The 25,795-nt window shown below is 65.0% G+C and carries 23 protein-coding genes; 19 read left to right on the top strand and 4 right to left on the bottom strand.

Annotated elements, in window-relative coordinates:
* Positions 1–3: 3 nt before the first annotated feature.
* The 9 genes from CAFEL_RS09585 (at position 4) to CAFEL_RS09545 (ending at position 9,658) form a co-directional block, all read left to right on the top strand.
* Positions 4–1,524, top strand: a complete 1,521-nt coding sequence (locus tag CAFEL_RS09585) for a SpaH/EbpB family LPXTG-anchored major pilin (RefSeq protein ID WP_194560664.1) — start codon at positions 4–6, stop codon at positions 1,522–1,524.
* A gap of 116 nt (positions 1,525–1,640) precedes the next feature.
* Positions 1,641–3,059 (top strand): isopeptide-forming domain-containing protein, encoded by a 1,419-nt coding sequence (locus CAFEL_RS09580; protein ID WP_194560665.1) that lies wholly within the window; start codon positions 1,641–1,643, stop codon positions 3,057–3,059.
* Complete coding sequence (locus tag CAFEL_RS09575) at positions 3,043–3,900, top strand: class C sortase (protein WP_194560666.1); 858 nt, start codon at positions 3,043–3,045, stop codon at positions 3,898–3,900. The genes CAFEL_RS09580 and CAFEL_RS09575 overlap by 17 nt, the downstream gene beginning before the upstream one ends.
* A 60-nt stretch (positions 3,901–3,960) precedes the next feature.
* Complete coding sequence (locus tag CAFEL_RS09570; RefSeq protein ID WP_228496446.1) at positions 3,961–5,745, top strand: metallophosphoesterase family protein; 1,785 nt, start codon at positions 3,961–3,963, stop codon at positions 5,743–5,745.
* A gap of 114 nt (positions 5,746–5,859) precedes the next feature.
* A complete protein-coding gene (locus CAFEL_RS09565) occupies positions 5,860–6,366 on the top strand; it encodes a hypothetical protein (RefSeq protein ID WP_194560667.1) in 507 nt (168 codons plus the stop codon).
* A 26-nt stretch (positions 6,367–6,392) separates the two neighbouring features.
* Positions 6,393–7,130 (top strand): hypothetical protein, encoded by a 738-nt coding sequence (locus CAFEL_RS09560; RefSeq protein ID WP_194560668.1) that lies wholly within the window; start codon positions 6,393–6,395, stop codon positions 7,128–7,130.
* Positions 7,131–7,198: 68 nt separating this feature from the next.
* Positions 7,199–7,906: a sortase family protein gene (locus CAFEL_RS09555; RefSeq protein WP_290172023.1), complete on the top strand. Its 708-nt coding sequence runs from the start codon at positions 7,199–7,201 to the stop codon at positions 7,904–7,906.
* Between the two features lie 135 nt (positions 7,907–8,041).
* Complete coding sequence (locus CAFEL_RS09550; protein ID WP_194560669.1) at positions 8,042–8,926, top strand: hypothetical protein; 885 nt, start codon at positions 8,042–8,044, stop codon at positions 8,924–8,926.
* 588 nt (positions 8,927–9,514) lie between these two features.
* On the top strand, positions 9,515–9,658 hold the full coding sequence (locus CAFEL_RS09545) for a type II toxin-antitoxin system TacA family antitoxin (protein ID WP_194560670.1): 144 nt from the start codon (positions 9,515–9,517) through the stop codon (positions 9,656–9,658).
* A 27-nt stretch (positions 9,659–9,685) separates the two neighbouring features.
* Here the strand turns inward: CAFEL_RS09545 and CAFEL_RS09540 are convergent, their stop codons facing one another.
* The 3 genes from CAFEL_RS09540 to CAFEL_RS09530 form a co-directional block, all read right to left on the bottom strand.
* A complete protein-coding gene (locus tag CAFEL_RS09540; protein ID WP_194560671.1) occupies positions 9,686–13,480 on the bottom strand; it encodes a Pls/PosA family non-ribosomal peptide synthetase in 3,795 nt (1,264 codons plus the stop codon).
* Between the two features lie 73 nt (positions 13,481–13,553).
* Complete coding sequence (locus CAFEL_RS09535; RefSeq protein WP_181889095.1) at positions 13,554–13,991, bottom strand: MarR family winged helix-turn-helix transcriptional regulator; 438 nt, start codon at positions 13,989–13,991, stop codon at positions 13,554–13,556.
* Positions 13,992–14,046: 55 nt separating this feature from the next.
* Positions 14,047–14,343, bottom strand: coding sequence for a rhodanese-like domain-containing protein (locus tag CAFEL_RS09530; RefSeq protein ID WP_181889094.1), 297 nt, complete (start codon positions 14,341–14,343; stop codon positions 14,047–14,049).
* Positions 14,344–14,362: 19 nt separating this feature from the next.
* Between CAFEL_RS09530 and CAFEL_RS09525 the strand changes: the two genes are divergently transcribed.
* The 5 genes from CAFEL_RS09525 (at position 14,363) to CAFEL_RS09505 (ending at position 20,915) form a co-directional block, all read left to right on the top strand.
* Positions 14,363–15,058 carry a sortase family protein gene (locus CAFEL_RS09525; protein ID WP_290172022.1) on the top strand — a complete coding sequence of 232 codons (696 nt, stop codon included), beginning with the start codon at positions 14,363–14,365 and terminating at the stop codon, positions 15,056–15,058.
* A gap of 121 nt (positions 15,059–15,179) precedes the next feature.
* Complete coding sequence (locus tag CAFEL_RS09520) at positions 15,180–16,049, top strand: hypothetical protein (protein WP_194560672.1); 870 nt, start codon at positions 15,180–15,182, stop codon at positions 16,047–16,049.
* 170 nt (positions 16,050–16,219) lie between these two features.
* Positions 16,220–17,035 carry a hypothetical protein gene (locus CAFEL_RS09515; RefSeq protein ID WP_194560673.1) on the top strand — a complete coding sequence of 272 codons (816 nt, stop codon included), beginning with the start codon at positions 16,220–16,222 and terminating at the stop codon, positions 17,033–17,035.
* 45 nt (positions 17,036–17,080) lie between these two features.
* Positions 17,081–19,168: a hypothetical protein gene (locus CAFEL_RS09510; RefSeq protein WP_194560674.1), complete on the top strand. Its 2,088-nt coding sequence runs from the start codon at positions 17,081–17,083 to the stop codon at positions 19,166–19,168.
* A 76-nt stretch (positions 19,169–19,244) separates the two neighbouring features.
* A complete protein-coding gene (locus CAFEL_RS09505) occupies positions 19,245–20,915 on the top strand; it encodes an MFS transporter (protein ID WP_290172021.1) in 1,671 nt (556 codons plus the stop codon).
* A gap of 64 nt (positions 20,916–20,979) precedes the next feature.
* On the opposite strand, the gene CAFEL_RS09500 is transcribed toward CAFEL_RS09505, so the two are convergent.
* Complete coding sequence (locus tag CAFEL_RS09500; protein ID WP_194560675.1) at positions 20,980–21,513, bottom strand: inorganic diphosphatase; 534 nt, start codon at positions 21,511–21,513, stop codon at positions 20,980–20,982.
* 74 nt (positions 21,514–21,587) lie between these two features.
* On the opposite strand from CAFEL_RS09500, the gene dacB reads away from it, so the two are divergent.
* The 5 genes from dacB to hpt all read left to right on the top strand — a co-directional run bounded on the left by dacB (position 21,588) and on the right by hpt (position 25,792).
* Complete coding sequence (gene dacB / locus CAFEL_RS09495) at positions 21,588–22,841, top strand: D-alanyl-D-alanine carboxypeptidase/D-alanyl-D-alanine endopeptidase (protein ID WP_194560676.1); 1,254 nt, start codon at positions 21,588–21,590, stop codon at positions 22,839–22,841.
* Positions 22,841–23,731, top strand: coding sequence for a tRNA lysidine(34) synthetase TilS (tilS, locus tag CAFEL_RS09490; protein ID WP_194560677.1), 891 nt, complete (start codon positions 22,841–22,843; stop codon positions 23,729–23,731). The genes dacB and tilS overlap by 1 nt, the downstream gene beginning before the upstream one ends.
* A 56-nt stretch (positions 23,732–23,787) precedes the next feature.
* Positions 23,788–24,645: a hypothetical protein gene (locus tag CAFEL_RS09485; RefSeq protein ID WP_194560678.1), complete on the top strand. Its 858-nt coding sequence runs from the start codon at positions 23,788–23,790 to the stop codon at positions 24,643–24,645.
* A 238-nt stretch (positions 24,646–24,883) separates the two neighbouring features.
* Entirely contained in the window at positions 24,884–25,048 is a 165-nt protein-coding gene (locus tag CAFEL_RS09480; protein ID WP_290172019.1) for a hypothetical protein, read from the top strand.
* A gap of 144 nt (positions 25,049–25,192) precedes the next feature.
* Positions 25,193–25,792: a hypoxanthine phosphoribosyltransferase gene (hpt, locus tag CAFEL_RS09475; protein ID WP_194560680.1), complete on the top strand. Its 600-nt coding sequence runs from the start codon at positions 25,193–25,195 to the stop codon at positions 25,790–25,792.
* Positions 25,793–25,795: the final 3 nt, after the last annotated feature.

Raw genomic sequence — 25,795 nt, 5'->3', positions numbered from 1 at the left:
ATCATGTCGAACCTTTCGAAGAAAACCTTCGCGCTGGCCGCCGCGGCCGCGTTCGCAACCGCCACCCCGCTCGCCGTCGCCCCGGACCTCGCGCCGGTTGCCGTCGCGCAGAACAACCAGGCCGTTGACGTGAACAAGACGGCGAGCCTGACCATCCACAAGCAGGAAGGCGACCCGGGCGATGCCACCGGCAACGTTGAGGGCACCGAGTTCATCGTCGAGCGCGTGCAGATGCAAAACGGGCTGAACACCGCCGCGGGCTGGAAGGAAGCCGGCGACATCGTCAACGCTGGCGCCGATGCAGCGACTATCGACACCACCTTCACCGCCCAAAACGTCAAGACCGGTGCCGACGGCATCGCTAAGTTCGACAACCTCAAGGTCGGCATCTACAAGGTCACCGAGAAGACCAACGGCAACTACACCGTCGCCGCCCCGTTCCTGGTCACGCTGCCGCTGACGCAGGACGGCGAATTGAACTACAACCCGACCGTCTCCCCGAAGAACCAGAAGCTGGACCCGACCAAGGCTGCAGACGACGCGAACGCCAACATCGGCGACGAGATCACCTACACCGTCAAGGCACCGGTGCCGGCGGGTGACGTGCTGCAGGACGGCACCCGCACCATCAGCCAGTTCCGTATCACCGACGACCTGCAGAAGGAACTGACCTACGTCGCTGACTCGGCGGCCGTCACCCTCATCGGCGCCAAGGACGGCGTGGACGCTTCCCTGCAGTCCGGCGACTACACCATCACCAACAACGGCCAGAACCTCACCGTCGAGTTCACCGAGGCCGGCCTGCAGCGCTTGGAGAAGCTGCGCGGCGAGAACCCGGGCCTGACCGCCCAGGTGGTGTTCAAAGCGAAGGTCAACGCGATCCCGGCAAACGGCCAGATCAACAACACCGCCAACGTCTACGTGCCCAACCGCGAGGATCCGATTCCGACCAAGCCGGAGACCACCAAGGACGGCGACCAGGACACCAACAACACCACCACGCAGTACGTCAACGTCGAGGTGACCAAGAACCTCAACGGCAATGCGGTGGAGGACGAAAAGACCGGCAACGGCGCCGAGTTCGAGATCTACCCCTGCGCACCGGACGGCAACAAAGGCTACGCAGTAGCCAAGGACGCCGAGGCGATCAAGGGCACCGCAACTGCCAACTCCACCGAGCTCGCAACCTCCTTCACCGCCCAGGGCGGCGACGTCGCCTCCGCGAAGGCCGCTGTGGCCTCCGGCTTCGGCATGCAGCTCAACCCGACCGTGCAGTACTGCGCAGTTGAGACCAAGGCGCCGCAGGGCTACCTGGTTAACCCGGACCCGCAGCTGCTTACCCGCACCACGGAGGGCACCGACACCACCCGCCCCGTCTACACCGTCGCGGTCAACGACGTGAAGGACAACATCTGGGGCCGCCTGCCCGCGACCGGTGAGCGCACCATGCTCTACATCCTGGCGCTCGGCCTCGTGCTGTTCGGTGGTGGCGCTGCGTACCAGCTCAGCCGCCGCAACGCTTAAACCGCGCAGATGGTGAAACACCGATGGTGAATATGCCCGGCGAAGGCGCATTTTCACCATCTGCCATTCACCATCTGTGGCCCACGCAAGCCCCCACCACGACAAGGAAGGACACCATGCACTCACGCAGGGCACCCAGGCTTGCCGTCGCGCTCGCCGCTGCCTTCCTTGCCTGCGCGCCCGCCGCATCCGCCGCCGACCTCCGGGTCGATCTCCGCGAAAGCGTCGGCGCGGACTGGTTCGCGCGCATCGGGGACCGCGACGTCGAGCTCTTGCTTATCGACGACCTCCGGCCCACCCCCGATACCCTCCAAGCCCTGGACATCCCGGCGATCACCCGCGACCAACCCGAGCGCCTGTACAAGGTGGGCACCAGAACGACCTCGAACGGCACCGCCACCTTCACGGGTCTGGATACCGGCGTGTACCTGGTGCGGGTGGCGGACAACCCGGATACGCAGGACGCGCGCGTGTCCTACGCCCCGTTTGTGGTGGCGGTGACCCCGGACAAGCCGGCGCAGGTGGTGTCGCCGAAGGCGCAGGAGCTGGGGATCAGCGTGGACCCGCTGACGGCGTGCAACACTCCGGAGTGGCGCGACGCCGCCGCACCGGGGACGTACGTGGAATACGACTTCGTCTCCACCGTGCCCAACCTGTCCACCGACGGCACGCTGAACAAGTACGCGCTGACCTTGGAGTTCTCGCGCGGTCACACCGTGCAGTGGGACAACGACGGGCCCCGCAGCGTGGTGGCGCGAGGCGAGCAGGTGCTCCGCTTCGACGCGGCGTCGGCGACCACCTCGAAGCAGGTGCCGGGCACGGCGCGCAAGGACCAGCCGGTGACCAAGCTGCAGGCCCCGCGCCTGACCATCCACGGCGCGGGCGAGAGCACCGAGCTGAAGCGCGGCGAGGACTACGACGAGCAGCAGCACGGCAACGACGAGGCGACCTTCACCCTGACCAGCGCTGGCCTGGCCAAGCTTGCCCGCGCGAAATCGCTGGATCCGGCCACCACGGTGGAAACCTGGGTGCCTGCGAAGGCGAACGAGAAGAAGCCGTGGGGCAGCGGCCCGGTGCGCAACGCCACGCTCGGGGACCTCGAAGCCACCGCGACGCTGACGGCGGACGGCATGGACGCCACCCGCGCGCCCGTGACCGTCGAGCACGTCAACCACATCAACGTGGTCCAGCGCGGCAAGTGCTTCGACGCAGCCGCCGCAACCACGACCGTCACCGACGACGACCAGCGAAGCACCGAGACCGAGACCGAAACCCAAACCCAGACCAGCGCCGCCCCCTCCGAAGCGACAGTCACCGAGGTGGTCACCCGGGAGACCACCCGGGCGGACGGGTCCACGTCCACTGTGACTGAAACCGTGGTGAGGGAAGGTGAGGGGGACGGGACGCCGTCGATAGGCGAGCGTGTTGGCAACCTCGCGTACACCGGTGCGGGCGTCATCGGCATCACGGGCGTGGCGCTGCTGCTGATCATCCTCGGACTCATCTTGCGCAGGCGCAATGGCGAAGAAGAGTAAGCGCAGCAACGCCGTCTCCTGGATCGTGCTGATCCTGGGGGCGCTGCTGCTGCTGTACCCGATCGCGTCCACGCTGTCCGCGCAGTACCGGCAGATCAAGCAGAACGAAGAGTACGCGGGCGCGGTGCAGGAGCTCAGCGACGACACCAAGGCCCGCGAGCTCGCCCGCGCCCACGAATACAACGACCGGCTGCTGGCTGCTGGCCCCCACGCGCGCGCCCCGCGTGACGAGGACCCCGGCTTCGATGACTACATGTCCCAGCTGACCCTGCCGGAGAGCTACCACGTGATGGCACGCGTGCGCATCCCGCGCATCAATGTGGACTTGCCCGTGTACCACACCACCAGGGCGGACGTGCTTTACGACGGCGCCGGCCACATGTACGGCTCCACCCTGCCCGTCGGTGGCGACGGCACCAACGCGGTGATCTCCGCGCACACCGGCATGGTCAATGCAGCGATGTTCGATCAGCTGCCCATGCTCAAGCCCGGCGACGACATCTTCATCGACGTAATGGGGCAGCGCCTGCGCTACCGCATGACCTCGCGCGAGGTGGTCAAACCCGACGACTACGACGCCGTGACCTACGAGCCCGGCAAAGACAAGATCACGCTGATCACCTGTACCCCGTACGGGCTCAACACCGACCGTCTGCTTGTGCACGCCGAGCGCGCGCCCCTGGACCCGGACACCCCGGAGCCCACCGTGGACGCCTTCGTATGGTCCTGGTGGATGATCGCGGTGCTCGTGCTCATCCTACTGGTGCTCCTGCTGATCCTGTGGAAACGCTGGCGGGACCGGCGGAAGAATCAACGCGGACGCGGCCCGATCGGTAGCTAGGCAACTGCCCGGGTCGAGTTCGCGCTGCGGGATCTCTCAGGTGGCGCTAATTTTTGACGCATGATGTCCCGCCGCGCACTCGCCGCCACCACCGCTGCCCTCCTCGCCACCGCCACCACCGCCGTTCCCGCGAACGCCGCCCAGCCGGAGGCGTTCCCCGAATCCACTCGTCCGTACCTGTACTTCCAGAGCTTCGACGGGGTGGACAACCCCGCCCACTTCACGCACGACCTGCCTGAGGGCTGGTCGCAAGACGTTGAGGGCGTGACCTCCGGGGAGGCGCGCTGGAACGGCTGGACCATCTCGGATGTGCGCCACTGGACCTGGGCCGCCGGCACCGACGAGCGGCACTTTTTCACCCAGGGGCACGACCAGTTCGCCATCATCGATTCGAAGCAACAGCGCCTCGCCGAGCGCGACTCCATGGACGCGCGCATGACCACCGAGCCGATCGACATCGCAGGCCAAGACAAGGTCGCCCTCGAGTTCGATCAGCACTACCGGCAGGGCAAGAAGGGTCAAACCGCACTGGTTGCGGTGGGGTTCGATGGTGGGGAACCGGAGGTCGTCGATAGGCTAACTAGCGATCGCTACTCCTCCCACGAGTACTTCGAGCTCGACGTGCCGGAAGGCGCGAAGACGATGCAGGTGACGTTTAGCTACCTCGGCGGCAACGACGACTACTGGTGGGCCGTGGACAACGTCGCGGTACGCGCGCCGTTCACCCAGGCCGCGGAGACGCCGAACACCGTCATCGACGTCATCTCCGATACGCAAGACGACCCGGAGGACTTCAAGCTGGCCGTCCGGCGCCTCAACGCCATGCCTGAGAAGGCGAGCGCGCTGGTGATCAACGGCGACTTGGTGGATAACGGCAGCCAGGAGCAGTGGGACAAGTTCCTCGCCGCGCGCAAGGAGGTCCCGCATGATTCGGGTGTGGAGCTGTGGACCATCGGCAACCACGAGATGTACGGCAAGGAAACCTCGGAGGTGCACATGCAGCGCTTCCTCAAATACTCCGGGCAGGACAAGCCGTGGAACGAGGTGGTGGTGGACGGCACCCCGCTGATCTCCATCAACACGGAGTACTACTCGGACGTCGACCGCGGCGGCAAGGAGCCGTTCCAGCGCATCTCCGCCGAGCAGCTGAAGTGGCTGGATGAGCGCCTCGCGCACTGGGATAAGCAGGGCGTGACCGCGCTGGTGTTCACGCACCCGCTGCTGCCTGGGACGGTGTCCATGAGCCATTCCGCCTGGTATCAGAACGATTTCGAGGACGAGCAGGCCATCTCCGACGTGCTGTCCAAGTACAACGACATCGTCGCGTTCACCAGCCACTCGCACTCCTCGCTGAAGCAAAACAACTGGTGGGGCACCAGGCGTTACGACGGCACCCCGCAAGGCGCCATCGGCTTCCCCGTAGTGAACACCGGCGCGATCCTCAACGAGTACCTGCCGGACGGCGACCACGACGAGGAGATCGTGGATGACAACGCCGCCACCGGCCTGCGCGTGAAGGTCTACGACGATCGCATGCGCGTCGAGGCCTGGGACTTCAAGGACGGCCACAGCCTGCTCAACCCCGACGGCGAGGCGAAGCTGATTAAGTTCCAGGACTTTGCCAAGCAGCACCGCCTATCGACGCCTCCGGTGCAGCCCCCGGCAGAACCCACCCCGGAGACAGATGCTGATTCTGCTTCGGCGGAGGGATCCTCTGCCGGCGCGAAAGCCGCCCTGGTCATCGGCATCGTCGCGGCGCTCGGCGGGGCCTTCGCGTTTATCGCCTCGCAGTTTGGTGACCAGTTGCGCGGGTTGCTGCCGGCTCCGATCGCGGGGCTCCGGTAGCGCTGAGTTAGAAGACACGCGCGCGTTTCGACGGAACTGTCCGGGGTAGCAATGCCCGAATCGACGGCATATGCTCACACTTAGTTGAACTGGGCTATAGGGAGGAGGAGTTCCGTGAGACTTACCATCGAACAAGCCGCATCTGGATATCGCGTGGATGCGTCGCTGCTGCAAGGCATCGTAGATAAAGGGTTGGTTGCGCTAGATGCGAACGGAACGGTCAACCACCTTTTAGCCCAAGCGATGTCGCGTTATGTATCGGACGAGTTCGAGGCTTTGTTCGGTGCTTCGGCGACCTTCCTCGGCCGCGACCTCGTGTTCACCGGAATGACCCACGTGCCCTGCGCGCAATTTGTGCAAGCTGGAATGGGGCTGTTGGGTAGCGAGAGATTCGGAATCGTGCCTGGGGGACGGCAGTTTTACCAGGTGTCTGATATCGGGGCGCTTTATTCCGCTGGAATTACCGAACTGTCTGATCAAGTTAGCTCTCTCGGTTTTCTCATCCGGGAGGAGGACACCAGCGAAATCCAGGCTCTTGCGGATGCCTACATGCTTGGAGATGCACGCGTTCAGACCGCGATTCGGACTCACCTCGCTTCAGCCTCCAATACTGCTGCTTAACAATGGCAGCGAATATTTTCCAGCACGTGGCCGAAGCTGCTGAAATCCTCGACGGACAAGATTGGTTGTTAGTCGGAGGGGCGATGACCCAGGTGCACTGCGTTTTAGGGGAGGTCACCTACGAGCGCCCCACATCCGACGTGGATATTGTCGTGGATCCGGTTAACGAATCGACACTCATCGGAGTTGCGGCATGCCTTGAAAAGAACGGTTTCGAAAGAATCGAGCAGTTGCATAGCAGTGGGGCCCTCCATCGCTTCGAACGGGAAAACGGTTTCGTCATCGATGTTATGGGGAAAGACAGTGACCTCACGCCTGATCGGTGGTTGGGGTTTCGCGTCGTAAAGTGCCCGGGGTCAAAGTCCGCTCTGGGGCGATATTCGGACGGCAAGCAAAAAGAGATTCTTGAGGTAAATGTGGGCGAGGGCCGGAGCGTCCGTATCCCCAATGTCTGGTCCGCTCTAGCAATCAAAGGGTGGGCACTACGCCAGCCGGACGTCAACCGTGAGCGGCACGTGCAAGACTCCCTAGCGCTTCTCGCTTGCGCATCAGTCACTGAGCCGAAGCGCAATCTCACCAAGTCGGAGCGCAAGGCGATCAATTTCGTGCTCTCCAGCGACTACCTCAGTCACATGGAGAATTGGGGACCGCTTTCTGACCGCCACTGGCAAGCGGTATTAACCGAAATCCGGAGACTACGCCCTCAAGGCGAAATCGGAGTTCCTGATCCTTTGAAGCCGATGCTCCCGCCGCCGAAGCTCTAGAACGCCGAAAATTGTCTTGGTGCCCAGCAGGACTACTATCGCGTCATTGAACTGGGAAGGAGTACGCCGTGACATCACATTCTGGGCGGTCCGTGATAGGACCTTTGGTCGTCGTTACGCTGCTGGCCCTCGTATACCTGTGGTGGACCGGCAACGACCAGCCCGGCGACGAGCCCGCGCCCGAGCCTCCCACCGCCGAAGCGCCGGCGCCGCAGCAGGAGGCGCCGTACATCGCGGACAGCCGCCCGCTGGAGATGTACGTCCCTGCGATTGGCCTGGTCGCAGGATTCGAGCCGAACGATTGCCGCGCGCACGACGGCACCATCGACCCGGCCACGCTGGACCTCGCGTGCGCGTACACCTCACCCGACCGCCCGTATGCGTTGCCGGGCTCGCAGGCCGAGGACATTGTGGTCATCGCGGGGCATACGGGTTCCGGGGTGGAGGCAGTCTTCGACAAGCTTTACGACGGCTCCGCCGACCACCACACCGTCCGCGCCGGCGACGTGCTGTACCTGCGCACCGAGGCGTCCGGCGAGGCGTGGCTGAAGTACACGGCGACGGACTTCCACGACCCGGTGAAAGCGTCACTCAGTAGCGACACCTCCATCTGGGGTGAAGGCCCCACCCCTGGCAGGTTGCTGACAATCAGTTGCATCCAGCCGCCGTTCTACCAGCAGTCGGTGCGAAATGCGGTTGTGGGCTGGCAGTTTGCAGGAGTCGCCGGGCCTATCGACGGCTCCGCGGAGCCCGCCCCCGCCATCCCCCGGGGATAATTTTCCGCCCCTTATCTGCGGGCATTTCGTACCGTTCTGACAGGGGATGTAGAGGGGCCGGTTGTAACGTAACCCCGCCACCTGGCCGATGCACTAGGCGGGTGGGATGAACAACCGAAAGTGAAGGAGCAGACAATGCGTTTGAACAAGACTGCAATCGCACTGACGACCGCCGCCGCACTTGGTGCTGGCGTAATCCCGACTGCGGGTGCTCAGGAGAGCAACGCGCCGAAGCTCGACGACGGCGTGCAGCAGGCCACCGACAGCCCGAACGATGCCGATACGGGCATCTTCGGCAACGGCACTGGCGACGGCGCCGCGCAGGCGACCGGCAACGCTCCGGAAAACCCCAACGACCAGCTGCTTCCGGGCGCCCCGGAGGGCTCGGAGCCGGCCTCGTCGAACTCCCTGGGCACGAATGAGCAGGCTGCGACCGAGACCGAAACCGCCACTGCCACCGCGACGGCCACGGAAACGGCAACGGCGGGCGACTCGGGCGCTGCCGCGGGCACTGAGGGCACTGCCACCGGCACCGCGACGGCAACTGCGACGGAGACCGCGACCGGTACCGCCACTGCCACCGCCACGCCGACCACCAAGGACAACACTGCCGCGATCGTGCTCGGCTCCCTGGGTGCACTCGCCGGCCTGGGCCTGATCATCGCCGGTGTGCAGTACTTCGTGAACAAGGACGGCGACCTGGTCAAGGACCCGAACCGCGTCGACCAGCCTGCCTCCCCGGAGGAGAAGGCCGAGTCCGACCAGGTGAAGAAGGACCACGGCGAGGAGATCGCCCAGCAGGTCGAGGCCAACGGTGGCGCCCCGGCCGCAGGTAACGCAGGCACTGGCAACGCTGGCGCCGCAGCGAACGGTGCCGGCAACGCCGCCACAGCGAACGGCGAGCGCGGCATGAACGCCTCCACCGGTGTGGCAGAGCTGCCCGCTGGCCTGGTCGCGCTGCTGATCCTGTCCATCGTGGGCGCTGCGGGCTACGCCTTCAGCCGCCGCGAGACGGTCTAGGGCCCTATAGCGCCGAAGCGCTCTGAGATCGTCGGCCCCGCTTTGCGATTCGTCGCAAAGCGGGGCCTTCGCTTGCCCAAGCAAGTAATCTGTTGCTCATTAGGTTGATTGACCTCGGTGGAAGGAGGTGTGGTTGTGGAACGGCACTATTCGTATCCCAAATTCGCGGACTGGTTGCGCAACGAAATTCAGACCGAGAACGACCCGTCTTTCGCGGTTCGTGTGCTCAAACGGGTGGTCTCTGACATCCGAGATATACCTGAAGACGAAGAGTTTTTGCTCGCGCACTCTGCTCCACAATCGACTGGAGACACCGATTGGGATCGATTAATTAGAGCTGCAGCTGAGATGACGTACTCCGACCGATTCGCGGGATCGAAACTGGAATGGTTTGAGGAGCAGGAGGAACCTCCGCTGCAGTGGTTTTACCCAACAAGCAGGCGTTCGAGGTTTGCTTTTAACCTTGAAAGGACGCCTGCGCCGTTCCGGGATAGGAAAGTATGTCTGGGGGAAGGCAACCTCCGTACAGCCAAGGACCATGACCGGCCATGGAACTGACGAAGAAACAGCCATACACAGGAGGCAACGATGGAAGAGAAACAGATTTTCCTCTCCGAAGAGGACTTTCGCCAAGTGCAGCAGATTCTGGACGAGCCAGCTACGACGACGAAACTTCAGAAGTTGTTCGATGGAGAAAGTCCGTTCGGCAAACCGATGAGTTTCGGGAGCTGAGCGCGGACGAAACCGAGCCGTAAACCCCTACTGCGGCTCCACGGGGTTGCCCTGCCACACGGTCATTGCCGGCACCTCGTCGCCGCGCATGACCAGCGAGCCCGGGCCCACCGTCGCGCCGGCGCCGATCGCGGACCCCGGCAGAGACACCGAATGCGCTGCCAGCGTCGCGGAGTCCAGGATCGACACTGTGTCCAGCGACATCACGCGGTCCTGGAATAGGTGCGTCTGCACCACCGTGCCCGGGCCGACCGACGCCCCGCGGCCCACCACGCACAGGTCCGTCTCCGGGAACCAGTAGGACTCGATCCACGCGCCGCGGCCCACGCGCACACCCAGCGCGCGCAGCACCAGGTTCATCTCGCCGGAGCCGGAGGCCCAGTTGAAGAACCACGGCGCGGCGACGACCTCGACGAACTGGTCCTGCAGCTCGTTGAGCCACACGAACCAGGAGTACAGCGGGTGCTCACCCGCGCGGTGCCGCCCGACCAGCACCCACTTCGCCACCACGGCGGTGAGCACGGCCAGCGCGCCCACGGCCATCCACACTAGGCCGCCGAGGAGGTACGTCCAGAAGCCGAAGCGCTCCAGAAGCGTCACCACAGATGCGGCGAACACCGCGGCCAGCACGGCCTGCGTCATGGGCGCGAGCAGGCGCAGCGTCTCCACAAACCCGCGCTTGCGCATCAAGGACGCGGACGGCTTGTAGGTCGCTTCGCCGGCGGCCTCAACCTCGACGCGGCGCATGCGCTCCGGCGGCGAGCCCCACCAGTTCGAGCCCGCCTTCGACTTCTTCGGCGACGCGGACAGCACCGCCACCAGCGACTGTTTCGCCAGCTTGCGGCCGGGCGCGACCATGCCGGAGTTGCCCACGAAGGAGCGCTTGCCCACCACGGTGTGGTCGGTGCGGATCCAGCCGTCGCCGAGTTCGTAGGTGCCGACCATCGTGTCGTCGGCAAGGAATGCCCCGTCGCGCACCTCGGTCAGCTTCGGCACCATCACGGCGGTGGACACCTCGGCGCGCTCGCCGATCTGCGCGCCCAGCGACCGCAGCCACACCGGGGTGGCCAGGCCTGCGTAGATGGGGAAGTAGCGGGTGCGGGCGTCGTCCATAAGCCTGGTCACAGTCCACAGCGCCCAGCCATGCACGCTGCGCACAGGGAAGACGCCGGGCTTTACGCCTATCGACGCCACCCTCACGGCCAGCCACGTCAACAGCAAACCAGCCCCGATGTAGACCAGGCCGCCGACCGGGGCGAACACGAGCAGGCCCCACACCGACGAGGTATGCGCCACGCGAGCCAGCCCCACCGTCGCGGCGGCGCCGGCGACACCGGCAGTAGCCGGCAGCAGCGCGAGGAACAGTGACGTCAGGCCGTAACCCAGCGCCCACAGTGGGCGGCGCGGCGGGCGCTCGTCGGGGAAGCGGTGCTTGGAGCGGCCCACCTTGCGCGCGGGCGAGCCCGCCCAGCGCGAGCGCTTCTTCACGGGTTTGCGGCCGGTGACGGTGGAGCCCGGCTCCACGTGTGCGCCGTTGCGGATCTCGGTGCCGGGCATGAGCGTGGAACGCGCACCGACGCGCGCCTCCGCGCCAATGGACACCTCGCCGATGTGGAATTCGTCGCCGTCGAGCCACACGCCCGACAGGTCCACCTCCGGCTCGATGGCGGAGCCCTCGCCGACCGTGAGCAGGCCCGTCACCGGCGCGAACGCGTGCATGTCCACACCCTTGCCGATTTTTGCGCCCAGCATGCGGGCGGTGATTTTCGCGGCGTTGGCGCTGGAGATGTTCAGCGCGCCGGAGGCGACCAGCCAGCGCTCGGCCGCCCATAGCCGCACGTGCTGCGCGCCGCCGCGCTTGTACACGCCGGGCTTCACGCGGCCGCGGATCAGCCGGGCACCCAGTGCGCCGATCGGGATGCGCCCGAACGGGGTGCACAGCACCAAAAACGCCGCGGCCAGCCAGGACCAGCTCAGATCCGTCAGGCCCAGCAGGTTCGCCGCGATGGCCACCCAGGTCACCGCCGTGGCTGCCTTCAACGTCATCACCGGCACCATCAACGCTGTCTGCGCCACGCGGGTGCCGGCGCCGACGGGCGCTACCTCGCGTTCGCGTTTGGCGGTGCGGTTGGCAAGCGTGAGCTCGTCGATAAGCGAGGCAAGCGTTTCTAGCCTGGGGTGGTCGTAGAGGTCGCGCACCGCGATGGTGGGCACGCGCTCGCGCAGGCGGGTGATCAGCGCGGCGGCCGCGAGCGACGAGCCGCCGAGCTCGAAGAAGTCCGCGTCGCGTCCCGGCACGTCCAGGCCGAGGACCTCGACCCACTGCTCGGCCACCCACGTTTCAGTCTCGGTCAGGCCGACCGCGTCCACGCTGGCGGGCAGCGGCCACGGCAGGGCCTTCTTGTCCACTTTGCCGGAGGTGCGGATCGGCAGCTCGTCCATGACGTGCAGGCGCGGCACCAGCGCCGCGGGCATGGTGTCGGCGAGGCGCTCGCGCATCTGCTGCACGTCCAGCTCGGTGCCGTCGTTGGGGGAGACGTAGCCCACCAGCACCTTGTCGCCCGACGGCAACTCCTGCACCGCCACGGCCGAGTTGTACACGCCCTCGAGCGCGGCGACGTTGGCCTCCACCTCGCCCAGCTCGATGCGGCGCCCGCCGATCTTCACCTGGTCGTCCGCGCGGCCGATAAAGGCAAGGCCGTTGTCCGTGAGTTTGACGTGGTCGCCTGTGCGGTACGCGCGCTCCCAGTCGCCCATCGGCGCGTACTTCTCCGCGTCCTTTTCCGGGTCCAGGTAGCGGGCTAGGCCCACGCCGCCGATGATGAGTTCTCCGTCGTCGGCTACTGCCAAATCCCAGCCGTCGAGCGGCCAGCCGATGGTCACGGCCTCGCCCGGGAACAGTTGCTTCGCGCTGGCCACCACGGTCGCCTCGGTGGGGCCGTAGGTGTTCCACATCTCGCGGCCGTCCGCCAGGCGGTCGGTCAGTTCCTGCGAGCAGGCCTCGCCGCCCACGATGAGCAGGCGGATGTTGTCCAGCGCCTCCTTCGGCCACAGGCCGGCCAGCGTCGGCACCGTGGACACGACCGTGATGTCGCGGCGGATCAGCCACGGGCCCAAGTCCTGGCCGGAGCGCACCAGCGCGCGCGGGGCCGGCACCAGACATGCGCCGTGGCCCCAGGCCAGCCACATCTCCTCGCAGGACGCGTCGAAGGCCACGGACAGCCCGGCCAGCACGCGGTCGTCCGGGCCGAGCGGGTTGTCCTGGCAGAACAGGCGCGCCTCCGCGTCCACGAACGCGGCCGCCGAACGGTGCGTCACCGCCACACCTTTCGGTTTTCCTGTGGAGCCGGAGGTGAAGATGATCCAGCAGTCGTGGTCCGGGGTGACCTCGCCGAGCGGGGTCGGCTGCGCAGGCTTGAGCACCCGCAGGCCGTCGTCGGTCCAGATCGCGTCCACGTCCGCCTCTCCGAACACGGTCTCCGCGCGCTCGTCCGGGTCGTCCGCGTCCACCGGCACGTACGCGCAGCCCGCGCGCATGGTGGACAGGATCGCAAGGTAGAGCTCCCTGCTTCCCGACGTCATCCGGATCCCCACGCGGCCCCCATCACGCACGCCCATCTTGCGCATGTCGGCGGCGCGGCGCTCGATTTCCTCCACCAGTTCGGCGTAGGTGAGCACGCCGTCGTCGGCGGAGTTCGCGCCGCCGTCGTCGATGGCGGCGGCATCGGGGTGCTCGGCGGCGGTGGCCGTGAGGACGTCGATGAGCGTCCGCGCCGGCGGGGCCAGGTGGCTGCGAAGGAGGGGGTTGTCGGGCTGAGACATGCGGATAAGGCTAATAGCGCAACGAAAAACCGCAAATTATGGGAAACGCCAACTATTTGCGCCCGCCCACGTTCTAGTCGTCGCCGTCCAGCGCCTGGGAGAGCTTGCGCAGGCTCTTCAGTTGCTTGTTGGAAGACGCCTCCAGCGCGCGGTCCTCCGCCTCAGCCACGTCCGCGGCGAGTTTCGCCAGCACCTTGGTGCCTTTCTTGGTGGCGGCGACGATCTGGCGGCGGCGGTCCTTCGGGTCGCGCTCGCGGGTGACCCAGTTGTTGTTCTCCAGGTTGTCGATGAGGCGGACCATGTCGGACGCGTCGATGGTGAGCAGCTCCGACAGCTGGCGCTGGCTCATCGGCTCCCCGTCCACGCACGTGAGGATCCAGTACTCGCGCATGGTGGAGTCGTGCTTGGCCAGGGTGCGCTCGACCTCGTCTTTGGTGTGCCTGCGCACGCGTTCAACTTGGAAGTGGGGGGACTTGGCCAGTGTGGACGGCAGTTCGGGGAGCGTGGGCATGGCCTTCATCATAACTATGTTTAGGCGCCCAACAATTGGGAACGCCTAAGACTGCCTAATTCTGGTGTGGCAGGCCCTGCTCCACCCAGGCAGTGGTGCCGCCGGCGACGTTGATGACGTTGTCCCAGCCGCGGGCCTGCTCCAGGTATTCGCCGGCTTGCGCGCTGCGGCCGCCGGACTTGCAGATCAGGTAAATGTCGCGCTCCGGGTCGATCTCGTCGGTGCGTGCGACGAACTCGGACAGTGGGATGTTCACGGCGCCCTCGGCGCGGACGGCGGCGTACTCGTCGGGCTCGCGCACGTCGATAAGCTGCGCGCCTGCGGGGACTTTATCTACGGAAACTTCCTTCATGGCTCGTATGATAACTGCCGTGAAGTACCACGTCCGCCGCATCGTCGCACTGCTGATTCTGTTCCTTCTGGTGCGCGCAGGTTTCAAGGCACTGCTTCACGACGAACCTTCGGACCCCCCAGCGGCAGCACCGGAGACGTCGGTGTCGGCGGAGCCCCGTCGGCAAGCTGCTGCTTCGATCGCGCAGGGGCGACCGGTGGAGATGGTGGTGCCGGTGCTGGGGCTGCGCGCCGGGTTCGAGCAGGCGGATTGCCGCGTGGTGGACGGCAAGATCGACCCGAAAAGCATGGATAAGGCGTGCGCGCTGACGGGGGAGGGCTACCCGTACGAGCTGCCGGGCACGGACGCCGGCGACATCGTGGTCGTGGCGGGGCATACCGGCGCGGGCGTGGATGCGGTGTTTAACAAGCTTTACGACGGCAAAGCCGAACGCCACACCGTAGCCAAAGGCGACACGCTGTTCCTGCGCACGGAAACCTCGGGCGACGACTGGCTGAAGTACACCGCGACCGACCTGCACGATCCGGACAAGGGCGCGCTGGCGAGCAACACTGAGATTTGGGGGACGGGGCCGATGCCGGGCAGGTTGCTGACCATTTCCTGCATCCAACCGGCCAACCTGCTGGCGGACAGTGTGCGCAACGCCGTGGTTGGGTGGCAGCTGGCCGGGACAGCGACAGACGACGAGGTTGAGATGGCCTTCGAGCCACGGTGACCTGCGTGTTTTGAGTGTTTTCAAAAAAGTCTGAAGTTTTAGTTGAGACTTGTGTGAAACATGTTTACTGTTGGGGCGTAACCTTCGACTTGAGGTTTAGACTTTCCGATAGGAGCCCCCAATGAAGCGCACCATCCACACGCTCGCCGCAGCCGCAATGGCCGGCGCGATCGCAATTTCCGTAACCCCGGCCGCCGATGCACAGACCGAAATCGACAACGCTGCCGCGTACAAGCAGCTGACGACGGTTCTCGCGGACGAAATGCCGACGGTCTTTACCGACGGCAACGGCAACTACTACCAGCTGGTAAACGGCGAAATTGTGAAGACCGAGCTGCCGGCTGGCTCGGACAATGTGCCGGTGGTCAGCGGCACCGAGAAGGGGGAGCTGAAGATCAGCTACCCGGATGGTTCTAAGAAGGACGTTGTTGTCTCGCTCGTTGGCGGCGTCGACGGCACCACGGGTGACACTGTGAACGTTGCTATGCCGGAGCAGCCGCAAGGCACGGGTACCACTCTGACCGCGGATGCGCCGGCCCCGGAGGGCGAGGTTCGTGTCGAGGCTGACGCTGACGCGCAGGCTGACGCCGACGCTGACGCGCAGGCTGGCGCAGGCAGCTCCAACGGTGCTGCCGGCGAGGTCGACGCTGAGCTTTCCCCGGGTGCGATCGCAGCGATTGCTGTTGCCGCCGTGGGCATCCCGATCGTCATTGCTGGCGTTACCTACTTCCTCAACCAGGACGGCGAGACCCTGGTCGGCTCTTCCGACCGCGTGAACCAGCAGCCGACTCCCGAGGAGAAGGAGAAGTCCGATCAGCTCCGCTCTGAACACGCGGACGAGATCGCCGCACAGCAGGTTGCTGCGGCTGCGAACCGTGGTGTCGAGGCCGAGACCGGCTCCAACACCATCGCGCGCACCCTGTTCGCGCTGGTGATTGCATCCGTGCTGGGCGCTGCCGCCTTCGTGGCTGGCCGACGCTTCCTGGTCTAACTTCAGGCGCCCCTGAAGGCCCGGTTACGCGACGGTAACCGGGCCTCGTCTGTATTTTCCGGCAAGAAACTCGTGTTACTGGAGTGAAAAGTGGGGGCAAAGTGTGTAAACTCTCAACCAATGCTTGAGGTTTGGTTCCTCGAGTTTCTCGAACTTCCTAGGAGTCCGTCATGTACCGCACCACCCGCGCCGCCGCCGTCGCTACCGCAGCAGCCGCAGCACTACTTGCAGTGCCGGTTGCCGCCACCGCTGAAGACCTGCCGGCCGAGACCACTGATGTGAGCGGCGAGCAGTACTTCCTCAACGAGGAAGGCTCCCACTACGTGCGCACGCTCCAAGAGGCGGCGCAGCCGTACGCGCAGCTGGACAGCGGCCAGCAGGAGCGCGCAGTCGCCGTGGCGGACGCCGCTGTTGCCGGGCTGATCGGTTCCGGCGTGATCCGGGACCAACCCGCCGACCAGCCGACGGGCGAGCCGGTGCCGACGGATCCGGAAACCACCGAGACCCCGACCGAAGCTCCCGCCGAGACTCACGTCGAAGCCCCGTCCCCGGACAACGCACCGGAGGAGCCGCTTGGTGCCGAGGACGTGAACCCCGCAAGCGACACCCCCGTCGCCCACGGCCTGGTGAAGTTCCCGCCTGTGTTCACCCTGGACGGCAAGACGTTCTTCCTGAATAAGGACGGCCACACCTTCGTCGCCGATGTCACCCGCGTCAACGCGGACGTCACCCCGGAGGAGGCTGCGGACTCTGAAGCGATGATCCGCGAAAACGCGGGCGAAATCGGGCGTCAGGGCCTTGAGGCGGCGCGTGCTGCGGGCGAGGCTGCCGTCGAGAGCCAGATCGCGAGCCCGTACGCCGCACCTGCCCGAGGTCTGGAGGCGGAGACCGGTTCCAACACCGTCGCCCGCGCACTGTTCGCGCTGGTCCTGGCGGGCGCCCTGGGTGCGGGGTTCTTCGCGTTCGCTCGTCGCCGCCTGGTTTAAACGCGCAGATTTGCACCAGCTGGGAGAATAGTGTTCTCTGGTCTGGTGAATTATAGACAACTGATTGCAGCGAGCTGTGCGGCCGCAGTTGCGGCGGGCACGCTCGCCGCTCCGGCCCAGGCAGCCGTCGACCCGCTCGGCCGGGAATGCCGCGCCGCCACCGCAGCCGCGAATATGGGCCAGCCGATCCCGAACATTGGCAACTACCTGCTGAGCAGCAACGAAAACGCCATCGACAACGGCGTCCTGCGTATCTATGCGCCGGAGAAGTACAAGCCGTACATCACTCAGGCGACCGACCAGTGGGCAAACGCCACCGGCGGCCTGATGCGCTTCGAGTACGTGGACCAGCCGGGGTACAAGGTGGTCACGGTACGCGAGGCTGATCTTGGCGCCTACGTCGTCGGCCGCGTGCAGGGCAACGTGGACAACATGCAGCTCCTGCTCAACCCCAACATCCTGGCCAACGGCTACATCGAGAGCCTTGTCATGACGATCACGCACGAGCTCGGCCACGCTATGGGCCTGGCGCACTCCTGCGACGGTGCGCTAATGAAGGACGGCACCAACCGCGGCAAGGTGGCCAAGACCCCGCAGCCGCTGGACGTGCAGGTGCTCATCCAGGCCAACAACCTGCGCGAATACGCCAATCGCCCAAGCCTATCGACGTCTACTTCGCCTTCCACCACAACCACCCCACCACCGTCGCCGGAGCCTACGCCGACGGTGACGGTGGTGCCGTCGACCACACCGGCTGTGTCCTCCACGACTGCTACCGAGGCAACCACCGAAACAACGCCGCCGAGCATCATCACGGTCACGGTTGTTCCGGAACCGACCACCGAGGCAGCGGCGTCGACCGAGCCCACCACACCTGCAAGTGCTGTGACCACTACTGCGCAGGAGGTGGGGGAGGCGAAGCCGGCGTCGCTAAGCGAGGCCCAAGCTGCAGTCCGCGATGCCGAGCACCGGTACATTGCGGCGCTGTCGCAGGGCGATGACGCGGAGATCAACGCGGCGGTGGCCGCCTTGGTGCGGGCGCGCGAGAACTTGGCGGAGTACCAAGCAGCGCACCCCGAGGAGCTGTCGAAGCCTTCGACGACTCCCACCAGTGAAACAGCACCGACGACGTCGACTACTTCTACGCCGATCTCGACTACATCGACCTCGACGGTACCGGTTCTGAGCTCTTCTGAGACCTCTGCGGAGGCAACGACGTCGGTGAAGGCAACCACGTCAGCTCCGTTGACCACGGTAGCTACCTCGCAGCCGTCTACGTCCCAGGTCACGGCAGTGCCGACGACTTCGGCGACGGTGTCTTCTGAGACGACTACGTCCAATCCTGCAGTGGTGTCGTCAACTACTTCTACGCCGATCTCGACTACATCGACCTCGACGGCACCGGTTCTGAGCTCGTCTGAGACCTCTGCGGAGGCAACGACGTCGGTGGAAGCAACCACGTCAGCTCCGCTGACCACGGTAGCTTGGCCTCAGCCGTCTACGTTGACGTCTACGTCCCAGGTCACGGCAGTGCCGACGACTTCGGCGACGGTGTCTTCTGAGACGACTTCGGCCACAGTGTCAGCGAAGACGACCACGTCGAAGCCGGCGCCTAGCTCGACTACATCGGTGCTGAGCTCGGCTGCTACGTCTGCGGAGAAAACCTCGACGGCACCGGTCTCGAGCACGACGGCGCGCGCCACGAGTGTGGCATCTACCTCGCCCGCTAAGCAGGTCATCGACGTGACTGGAGAGAACCACGCCACCACGGTCAACGCTTGGCCGACAAAGGCCACCCAGACCACCCCGACTACGGAACCGGCCACCCCGGCCGCCCCGCCCCTCCAGACCACGTCAACCACGTCAACCACAGTGTCGGAGGGGGATGTTGAGGGGGCGGCTACGGAGTCGTCGACAAGCGGAACTGCCCCTGTGACCACGACGGACGCCGAGTACAACCGTGTCAACGTGCACATCGGTGTGGTGGGGCCGGCGCAAACCGAAAAGGCTGAGGCGGATGAGGCCGAAAGCGTCGCCGGCTCTTCTGCGGCTGCGGTGTTGATCCCGCTTATTGTGCTGATTCTTGCGGCGCTTGGCGCGGGCGGTTGGGCCTACATGAACGGGATGATTTAGCGCTCACAATCACCCGATCGGTCGATGACGGCGGTGTTCTGAGAGGAATACGGTCAGAAGGGTCGAAAGGAAAATTGTGAGCACAAAGCACCCCCATACCCCAGTGGATGCAGGCCAAGAATCCACTGACGAGTTCCCAGGCCGTTGGAAAGCGCTCGGGGTTTTGGCCGCGGGCCTCGCGCTGATCGTCATGGACGGCACCATCGTCGGGGTTTCGCTGCCGACGATGATCTCGGCGCTGGACCTCAGCCTCACCAACGCGCAGTGGGTCAACGCCATCTACAACGTGATCTTCGCGGCCTTGCTGCTAGGCTCCGGCCGCCTCGGCGACCGCGTCGGTCGCAAAACCACGTTCGTCGCCGGCGTGATCCTTTTCGTGGCTGGTTCGCTACTCGCCGCCACAGCCACCGGCGCAACCAGCCTGATTTCCGCGCGTGCGGTGCAGGGAGTCGGTGGCGCACTGGTGTTGCCGGCCACGCTGTCGTCTGTGAACTCCATGTTCCACGGCAAGGACCGCGCGGCCGCCTTCGGTATCTGGGGCGCGGTGATGAGCGGCACGGCGGCGCTCGGCCCGCTGCTCGGCGGCGTGCTCACCCAGTACGCGTCCTGGCAGTGGATCTTCTGGGTGAACCTGCCGTTGGGCATTCTTGTGCTCATCGGAATTTTCGCCTGGGTTCCGCAAACCCACGGCAAGCAGAATATGCGCGGGGTGGACGTTGACGGCTTGCTCACCTCTGCCATCGGCTTCGGACTGATTGTCTTTGGCCTGATCGAGGCCACCACCCTTGGCTGGTGGGATAAGAAGGAGACGCTGCGTATCGGCTCCTGGTCGTGGCCGGAAAGCTGGTCCATCTCGCCGGTCCCGTTCGCCATCGGCATCGGTGTGATCTTCATCGCGCTGTTCGTCCGTTGGGAGCTGCACCGTGCGCACAACGGCCGCGACGCGCTGCTAGACCTCAGCCTGTTTAAGGTGGACACCTTTTCCTGGGGTAACCTCACCGCGGCGACGGTGGCAATCGGCGAGTTCTCGCTCATGTTCGTCCTGCCGTTGTTCTTGATTAACTCCATCGGCCTGTCCACGGTCATGACCGGCCTCGTGCTCGCCGCGATGGCGCTGGGCGCTTTCGCCTCCGGTGCTTCCGCTCGCCACCTGGCCGCGCGGCTCGGCGCGCCGGGTGTGGTGGTGCTCGGCCTCGCGTTAGAGGTTGTCGGTGTGGCGCTGCTGACGGGGATCGTGGCAGTGCAGGCCTCCACGTGGTTCGTCGTCGGTGCGCTGGTGATCTACGGCGTTGGCCTCGGTCTCGCGTCCGCGCAGCTGACGTCTACCGTCCTCGGGGACATTCCGGAGGAGCTTTCTGGCGCCGGTTCCGCCACCCAGTCCACGGTGCGCCAGCTCGGCTCCGCGTTCGGCGCCGCCATCGCAGGTTCCGCCCTCGGTGCAGCAATGGCGCGCAAGATCCCAGACGCACTCTCGCCTATCGACGGCGTTCCGCAACCCGCCCTCGACGGCCTCTCCGAGGCGACGCAGGCATCGGCCGGCTCCGTAATCGGCCAGCTGCGCGATGCCGGCCCCGACGACCAGATGGTCACCGCACTCGGCGATGCCCGTGGCGCCGTGGTAGACCAGCTCTCCGCCGGCTTCGCGGAATCCGCCGCCTGGTCTATTGGTTTCTCCGCGCTGTTCCTCGTGCTTGGCCTTCTCGGTTCGTTTATGGTGGCGCTCCAGGCCAAGCGCCAAGCATGGTAACAAGCACAGCAAAAAGCCGGGCTAGCTCAGTAAGCTGGCCCGGCTTTAGCCGTCGACAAGCAAATTAGTTGACGGTTTTGGTGTCCTTGTCGGCCTCGAGGCCCTCGCGGGAGTTGTCGCCGACGCGCTTGAACTCGTCGAGCGCCGCCTGCAGGATCTTCTCTGCCTCAGCCTTGTCGCCCCAACCGGAACCGGAGACTTCCTTGTTCGGCTCGAGGTCCTTGTAGTGCACGAAGAAGTGCTCGATCTCGTCCTTGACAAAGTCGGAGACGTCGGAGATGTCCTGGTAGGACTCGTAGCGCACGTCGTCGATGACGCAGAGCAGCTTGTCGTCGCCGCCGGCCTCGTCGGTCATCTTGAACACGCCGATCGGACGCGCGATCACGGTCACGCCCGGGAAGACGGGCTCCGGGGTGATCACGAGGGCGTCGAGCGGATCGCCGTCATCGGCAAGCGTGTTGTCGATGAAGCCGTAGTCCGCCGGGTACGCCATCGGGGTGAACAGGTAGCGGTCGAGGAAGACGCGACCGGTCTCGTGGTCGACCTCGTACTTGTTGCGGGAGCCCTTGGGGATCTCGATGATGACCTCGATAGCCATTACTTCTCCTTTATTCGGTGCCTGAATTTGGTGAATGTCCGCACGCCATCATACTTCGGCTACCATTTTGGCCGATGAAGGTATGGACTTGGGTCGCGGGCGCCGTCGCGCTCGCCGCGGTCGGCGGTGTCGCAGGGTTCGGCATCGCGGCGCACGAGCAGCTCTCCGAGATCACACATGCGCCGCCGTATGAGCTGCAGTCGGCTCCGCAGGCGCTCGAGCCCGCGACGCCTTCGCCTATCGACGACGCTTCGCTGAGAACCACCCTGGCATCGCTTGCCGACAACCCTGACCTGGGCGTGTTCCACGGCCACGTGACGCAGGCGAGCAGCGGCGACGTGGTGTTTGACCGCGCCTCCGACGAAGCACTGAAGCCGGCGAGTGTGACGAAGGTGCTCACCGCGTCGGCGGCGCTTTTGAGCCTGGGCGCGCAGGACCGCATCGCCACTGAGGTGGTGCGCGGCGCGAACCCGGGGGAGGTGGTGATCAAGGCCGCCGGCGACGTGTGGCTGGACGATGACGCCATGGACGAGCTGGCGCAGCAGGTGGGGCAGGCCGACACGGTGCTCATCGACACTTCCGCCTGGGAGGGCATGCCGGAGCTGATGCCGGGCTGGGACCCGCTGGACATCGACGGCGGGTTCGTCGCACCCCTGCAGCCGGCGATGCTTTCCGGGGGTCGCTTAAACGGCGAGACCTCCGGCGACGTGGCCCGTTCCCACAGTCCGGCGCTTGAGGTGGCGCAGGCGCTGGCGGAGCGCGTCGGCGCGCAAAACGTCGCTGTCGGCCAAGGTGACGGCGAGGTTGTCGCCGCAGTGGAGTCGCCGACGCTGGTGGAGCGCCTTGAGCTGATGATGAAGAACTCCGACAACGTCTACGCCGAGGCCATCGGGCGCGAAGTGGCGCTGGCGCGCGGCACCACGGACGCGCCGGGAGCGACCCTGAGCGTGCTGGAGGAGCGCGGCTTCAACACCGCCGGGCTCGTGCTGCGCGACAACTCCGGGCTCTCCGCTGACAATCTCATCGCGCCGAAGCTTTTGGACGCGGTGCTATACGACGCCACCTCCATGCCCGAGCTGCGGCCCCTGCTTTCCGCGCTGCCGGTGGCCGCCGGCGAGGGCACGCTCTTGGACCGCTACGGCGACCTCCCGGGCCGCGGCTGGGTGCGCGCGAAGACCGGCACGCTCGACGGCACGGCGTCGCTGGCCGGCACCGTGACCAGCGTAAACGGCAACGTCTACACCTTCGCGCTGATCTGCAACGACGCCGACGTCCTCGCCGCGCGCCGCGCCATGGACGAATTCACCTCCGCGCTGCGCGAGTTCTGATGGAGCCGTTCTGGCCGCGCCGCTCGCCGCACTTTCTCGCCTGTCGACGAGCGCTCCGCCCCTTCGACGGCCCCGCCATCATCGGACTGTCCGGTGGGCCCGACTCGCTGGCCTTGGCCGCCGCGGCAGCGGCAGAAAACAAAGACGTCCGCTGCGTGGTGGTCGACCACGGGCTCCAGGACGAGTCGGCGGAGGTGGCCAGGCGCGCAGCGGACGTTGCTCGGGGTTTCGGCCTCGAAGCCGAGGTTGTCCGCGTCGAAGTGGGCGAGGGCAACCTGGAGGCGGCCGCGCGCAGCGCCAGGTACGAGGCGCTGCTGGCGTACGGGCACGATGTCTGGGTCGCCCACACCGCCGACGACCAGGCGGAAACGCTCCTGCTCGGCGCGTTGCGTGGCAACCCATCCGGCATGGCCCCGCGCAACGGGCGCGTCGTCCGGCCGTTTCTAGGCATCCGCCGCGCGAATACCGTCGGCGCCTGCGGGGAGCTCGGCCTAAAGCCGTGGCACGACCCGATGAACGCCGACCCCGCCTTCCGCCGCGTGGCCATGCGAACACAGGTGCTGCCCCTGCTCAGCGAGCTCATCGGCGGCGACGCCGTGCCGGCGATCGCCGCCACCGCTGACCGGATCGCGGCGGATCAGGCCCTCATTGCGTCACTGACGGACCTCACGCCGACCACCTCCTGTGCGGAGTTGGCGGAAGATGCGGGGCCGATCCGGAGGCGTCGATTAGCTGCATGGCTTGTGGGGGAGGGTGTGCCGGTGCAGGGGGATCAGCTGGATGCGGTGGAAGCCTTGGTCGTCGATTGGCATGGGCAAGGGCCCGTGGCTGTCGCGGGCGGGCGCGAGGTGGTGCGTGCGGGCGAGCAGCTAGCTATTTTGGGACCTTAAGCACACAAACATTTGGGGGCGAAATGACGCAGGGGGAGATCCGGTATCCGGATTACATGAAATTCAAGCAGCAACGCCAAGACATCAATACTGCGATGATGGCTTTGCTTGCTGGGTCCCAACTAGCCGCAAACACGCTCAACCTCACTGCCGGGTCGGATCGGACGCTGAGGGAAATCTTCCCGCGCGTGAATCACATCGAGAGGTTTAACCTTCGTTCCGATGTAGCGCAACGCAACCTTCAAGAGGCGGAAGCACATCTCGCGCACATTGGAATCCCGTACATTCTCGCGTTACAGGAGGCATACCTTAAATCTGTCCTCGACCTACTTCGTCAAGACGGTAAGAATATTGTTCACCCGAACGGTTCGGCGAACCGAGTGGTCAGGATGGTCAACATGCATGAGATTTTCATGGCCACGTGCGGGATTGGGGCTCTCCCGGGGCCCGCAGGGATGCTGGAACTCTTCCACGCGCTGCGTCTTATTCGAAACGGGGTCATCCATGACAACGGGACTTACAGCAAGACGCTTCACGGAGTGTTGAACGGATTGTCGGCGGACGCATTGAAGTATTGGCAAGAAGCAGCAGGGCATTCGGCGACTCAGGTACTCGGAAACAACGGTCAACTTGCTCTCAACTCGGGCGAGCTGGTCTTGGCTTTCGGCGTCAACAAGTCACTGGCATTGAGTGTTAACGCGATCTTGGGTGCGACATTATCCAAGCAAAAATGGGCAGAAATTGCGGTGGAGCATTTTGCGAAAAATTCCACTGCACCGAAGAACTCAAGCAGCTGGGCCCGTTCGCTGAAGGGATTCGCCCGGCACAATTACGGGCCAGTGCAGATCACGTCAGACCAGTTGCAAACGGCAGCAGTAACTGGTGGGTTCTGGACAATTCCACAGTGGATATAAGTAAAGAGGGGCTCTGCCACTGAGCTACACCACCAAGGCGGGCCGGGAATCGAACCCGAGTCTCCCTCTTTCGTGGAAATCTTGGTCGTGAACCAACGGAGTCTCTCTCGGAATTCCTGCACGTGATCATCGCATGCAATCACGAAGTTTGCAATAGCTGGTCGGCTCCCGAGCCAAAGTGAGAATTGACCATTGTGGATTAAACCCGCTGTGTATATGGTCTGCATACAAACGGGAGGTGCTGATGGAAAAGGAAACAACGCGGGTTTTTCAGATTCGCCAGCAGATTCGCCGCCTGAGCGAGTTTCAAGCTGCGCATGGCATTGAGGGTGGCATCCTTGAAGACTGCGACGGGCTCTTCGATGACGCGGTACTCAGCGACGACGAGGCCGAGCTGAACTGATTGAAATGTTGCGGCTGACCCGAACCCCGCAGATGGTTGTACCTACCGGCTGGCAGGTGGCAAGATGTGGAAGTTACGCGCACGTGAACAGAACACGTGAACGGAAGCTGACGCGCAGAAACCGCGAGAGGGAAGGGCCAGCCCATGACCGAGTTGCACGACAAGAAGGACTTCGACGTCCCAGCGAACCGCTACGGCGATGACGTCGAGGCGATTTTGATCCCGGAAGATGTGCTCCAGGAGCGCATCCAGGAGCTGGCGGACATGGTCTCGGAGAAGTACCGCGACTCGGACGAAGACCTGATCCTGGTGTGCGTGCTTAAGGGCGCGGTGTTCTTCCTCACCGATTTCGCGCGCAAACTGACCATCCCGGCGGAAATGGAGTTTATGGCCGTGTCGTCCTACGGCAACTCCACCACGAGCTCCGGCGTGGTGCGCATCTTGAAAGACCTGGACAAAGAGATCGCTGGCCGCGACGTGCTCGTGGTGGAAGACATCATCGACTCCGGCCTGACCCTGTCCTGGCTGCTGCGCAATCTGCGCAACCGGAACCCGAAGAGCCTCGAAGTCGTTACTCTTCTGCGCAAGCCGGAGGTGCAGACGGCCAAGATTGATCTGCTGGACATCGGCTTCGATATTCCCAACGAGTTTGTCATCGGCTACGGCCTGGATTACGCCGAGCGTTACAGGGACCTGCCGTATGTGGGCACGCTGCACCCGCGCGTGTACTCGGACGCTGACTAGAAC

The organism is Corynebacterium afermentans subsp. lipophilum, from assembly GCF_030408375.1.
GTDB lineage: Bacteria > Actinomycetota > Actinomycetes > Mycobacteriales > Mycobacteriaceae > Corynebacterium > Corynebacterium lipophilum.
Note: the sequence above shows the minus strand (reverse complement) of the source record. Positions and strands in the feature narration are given on the sequence as shown.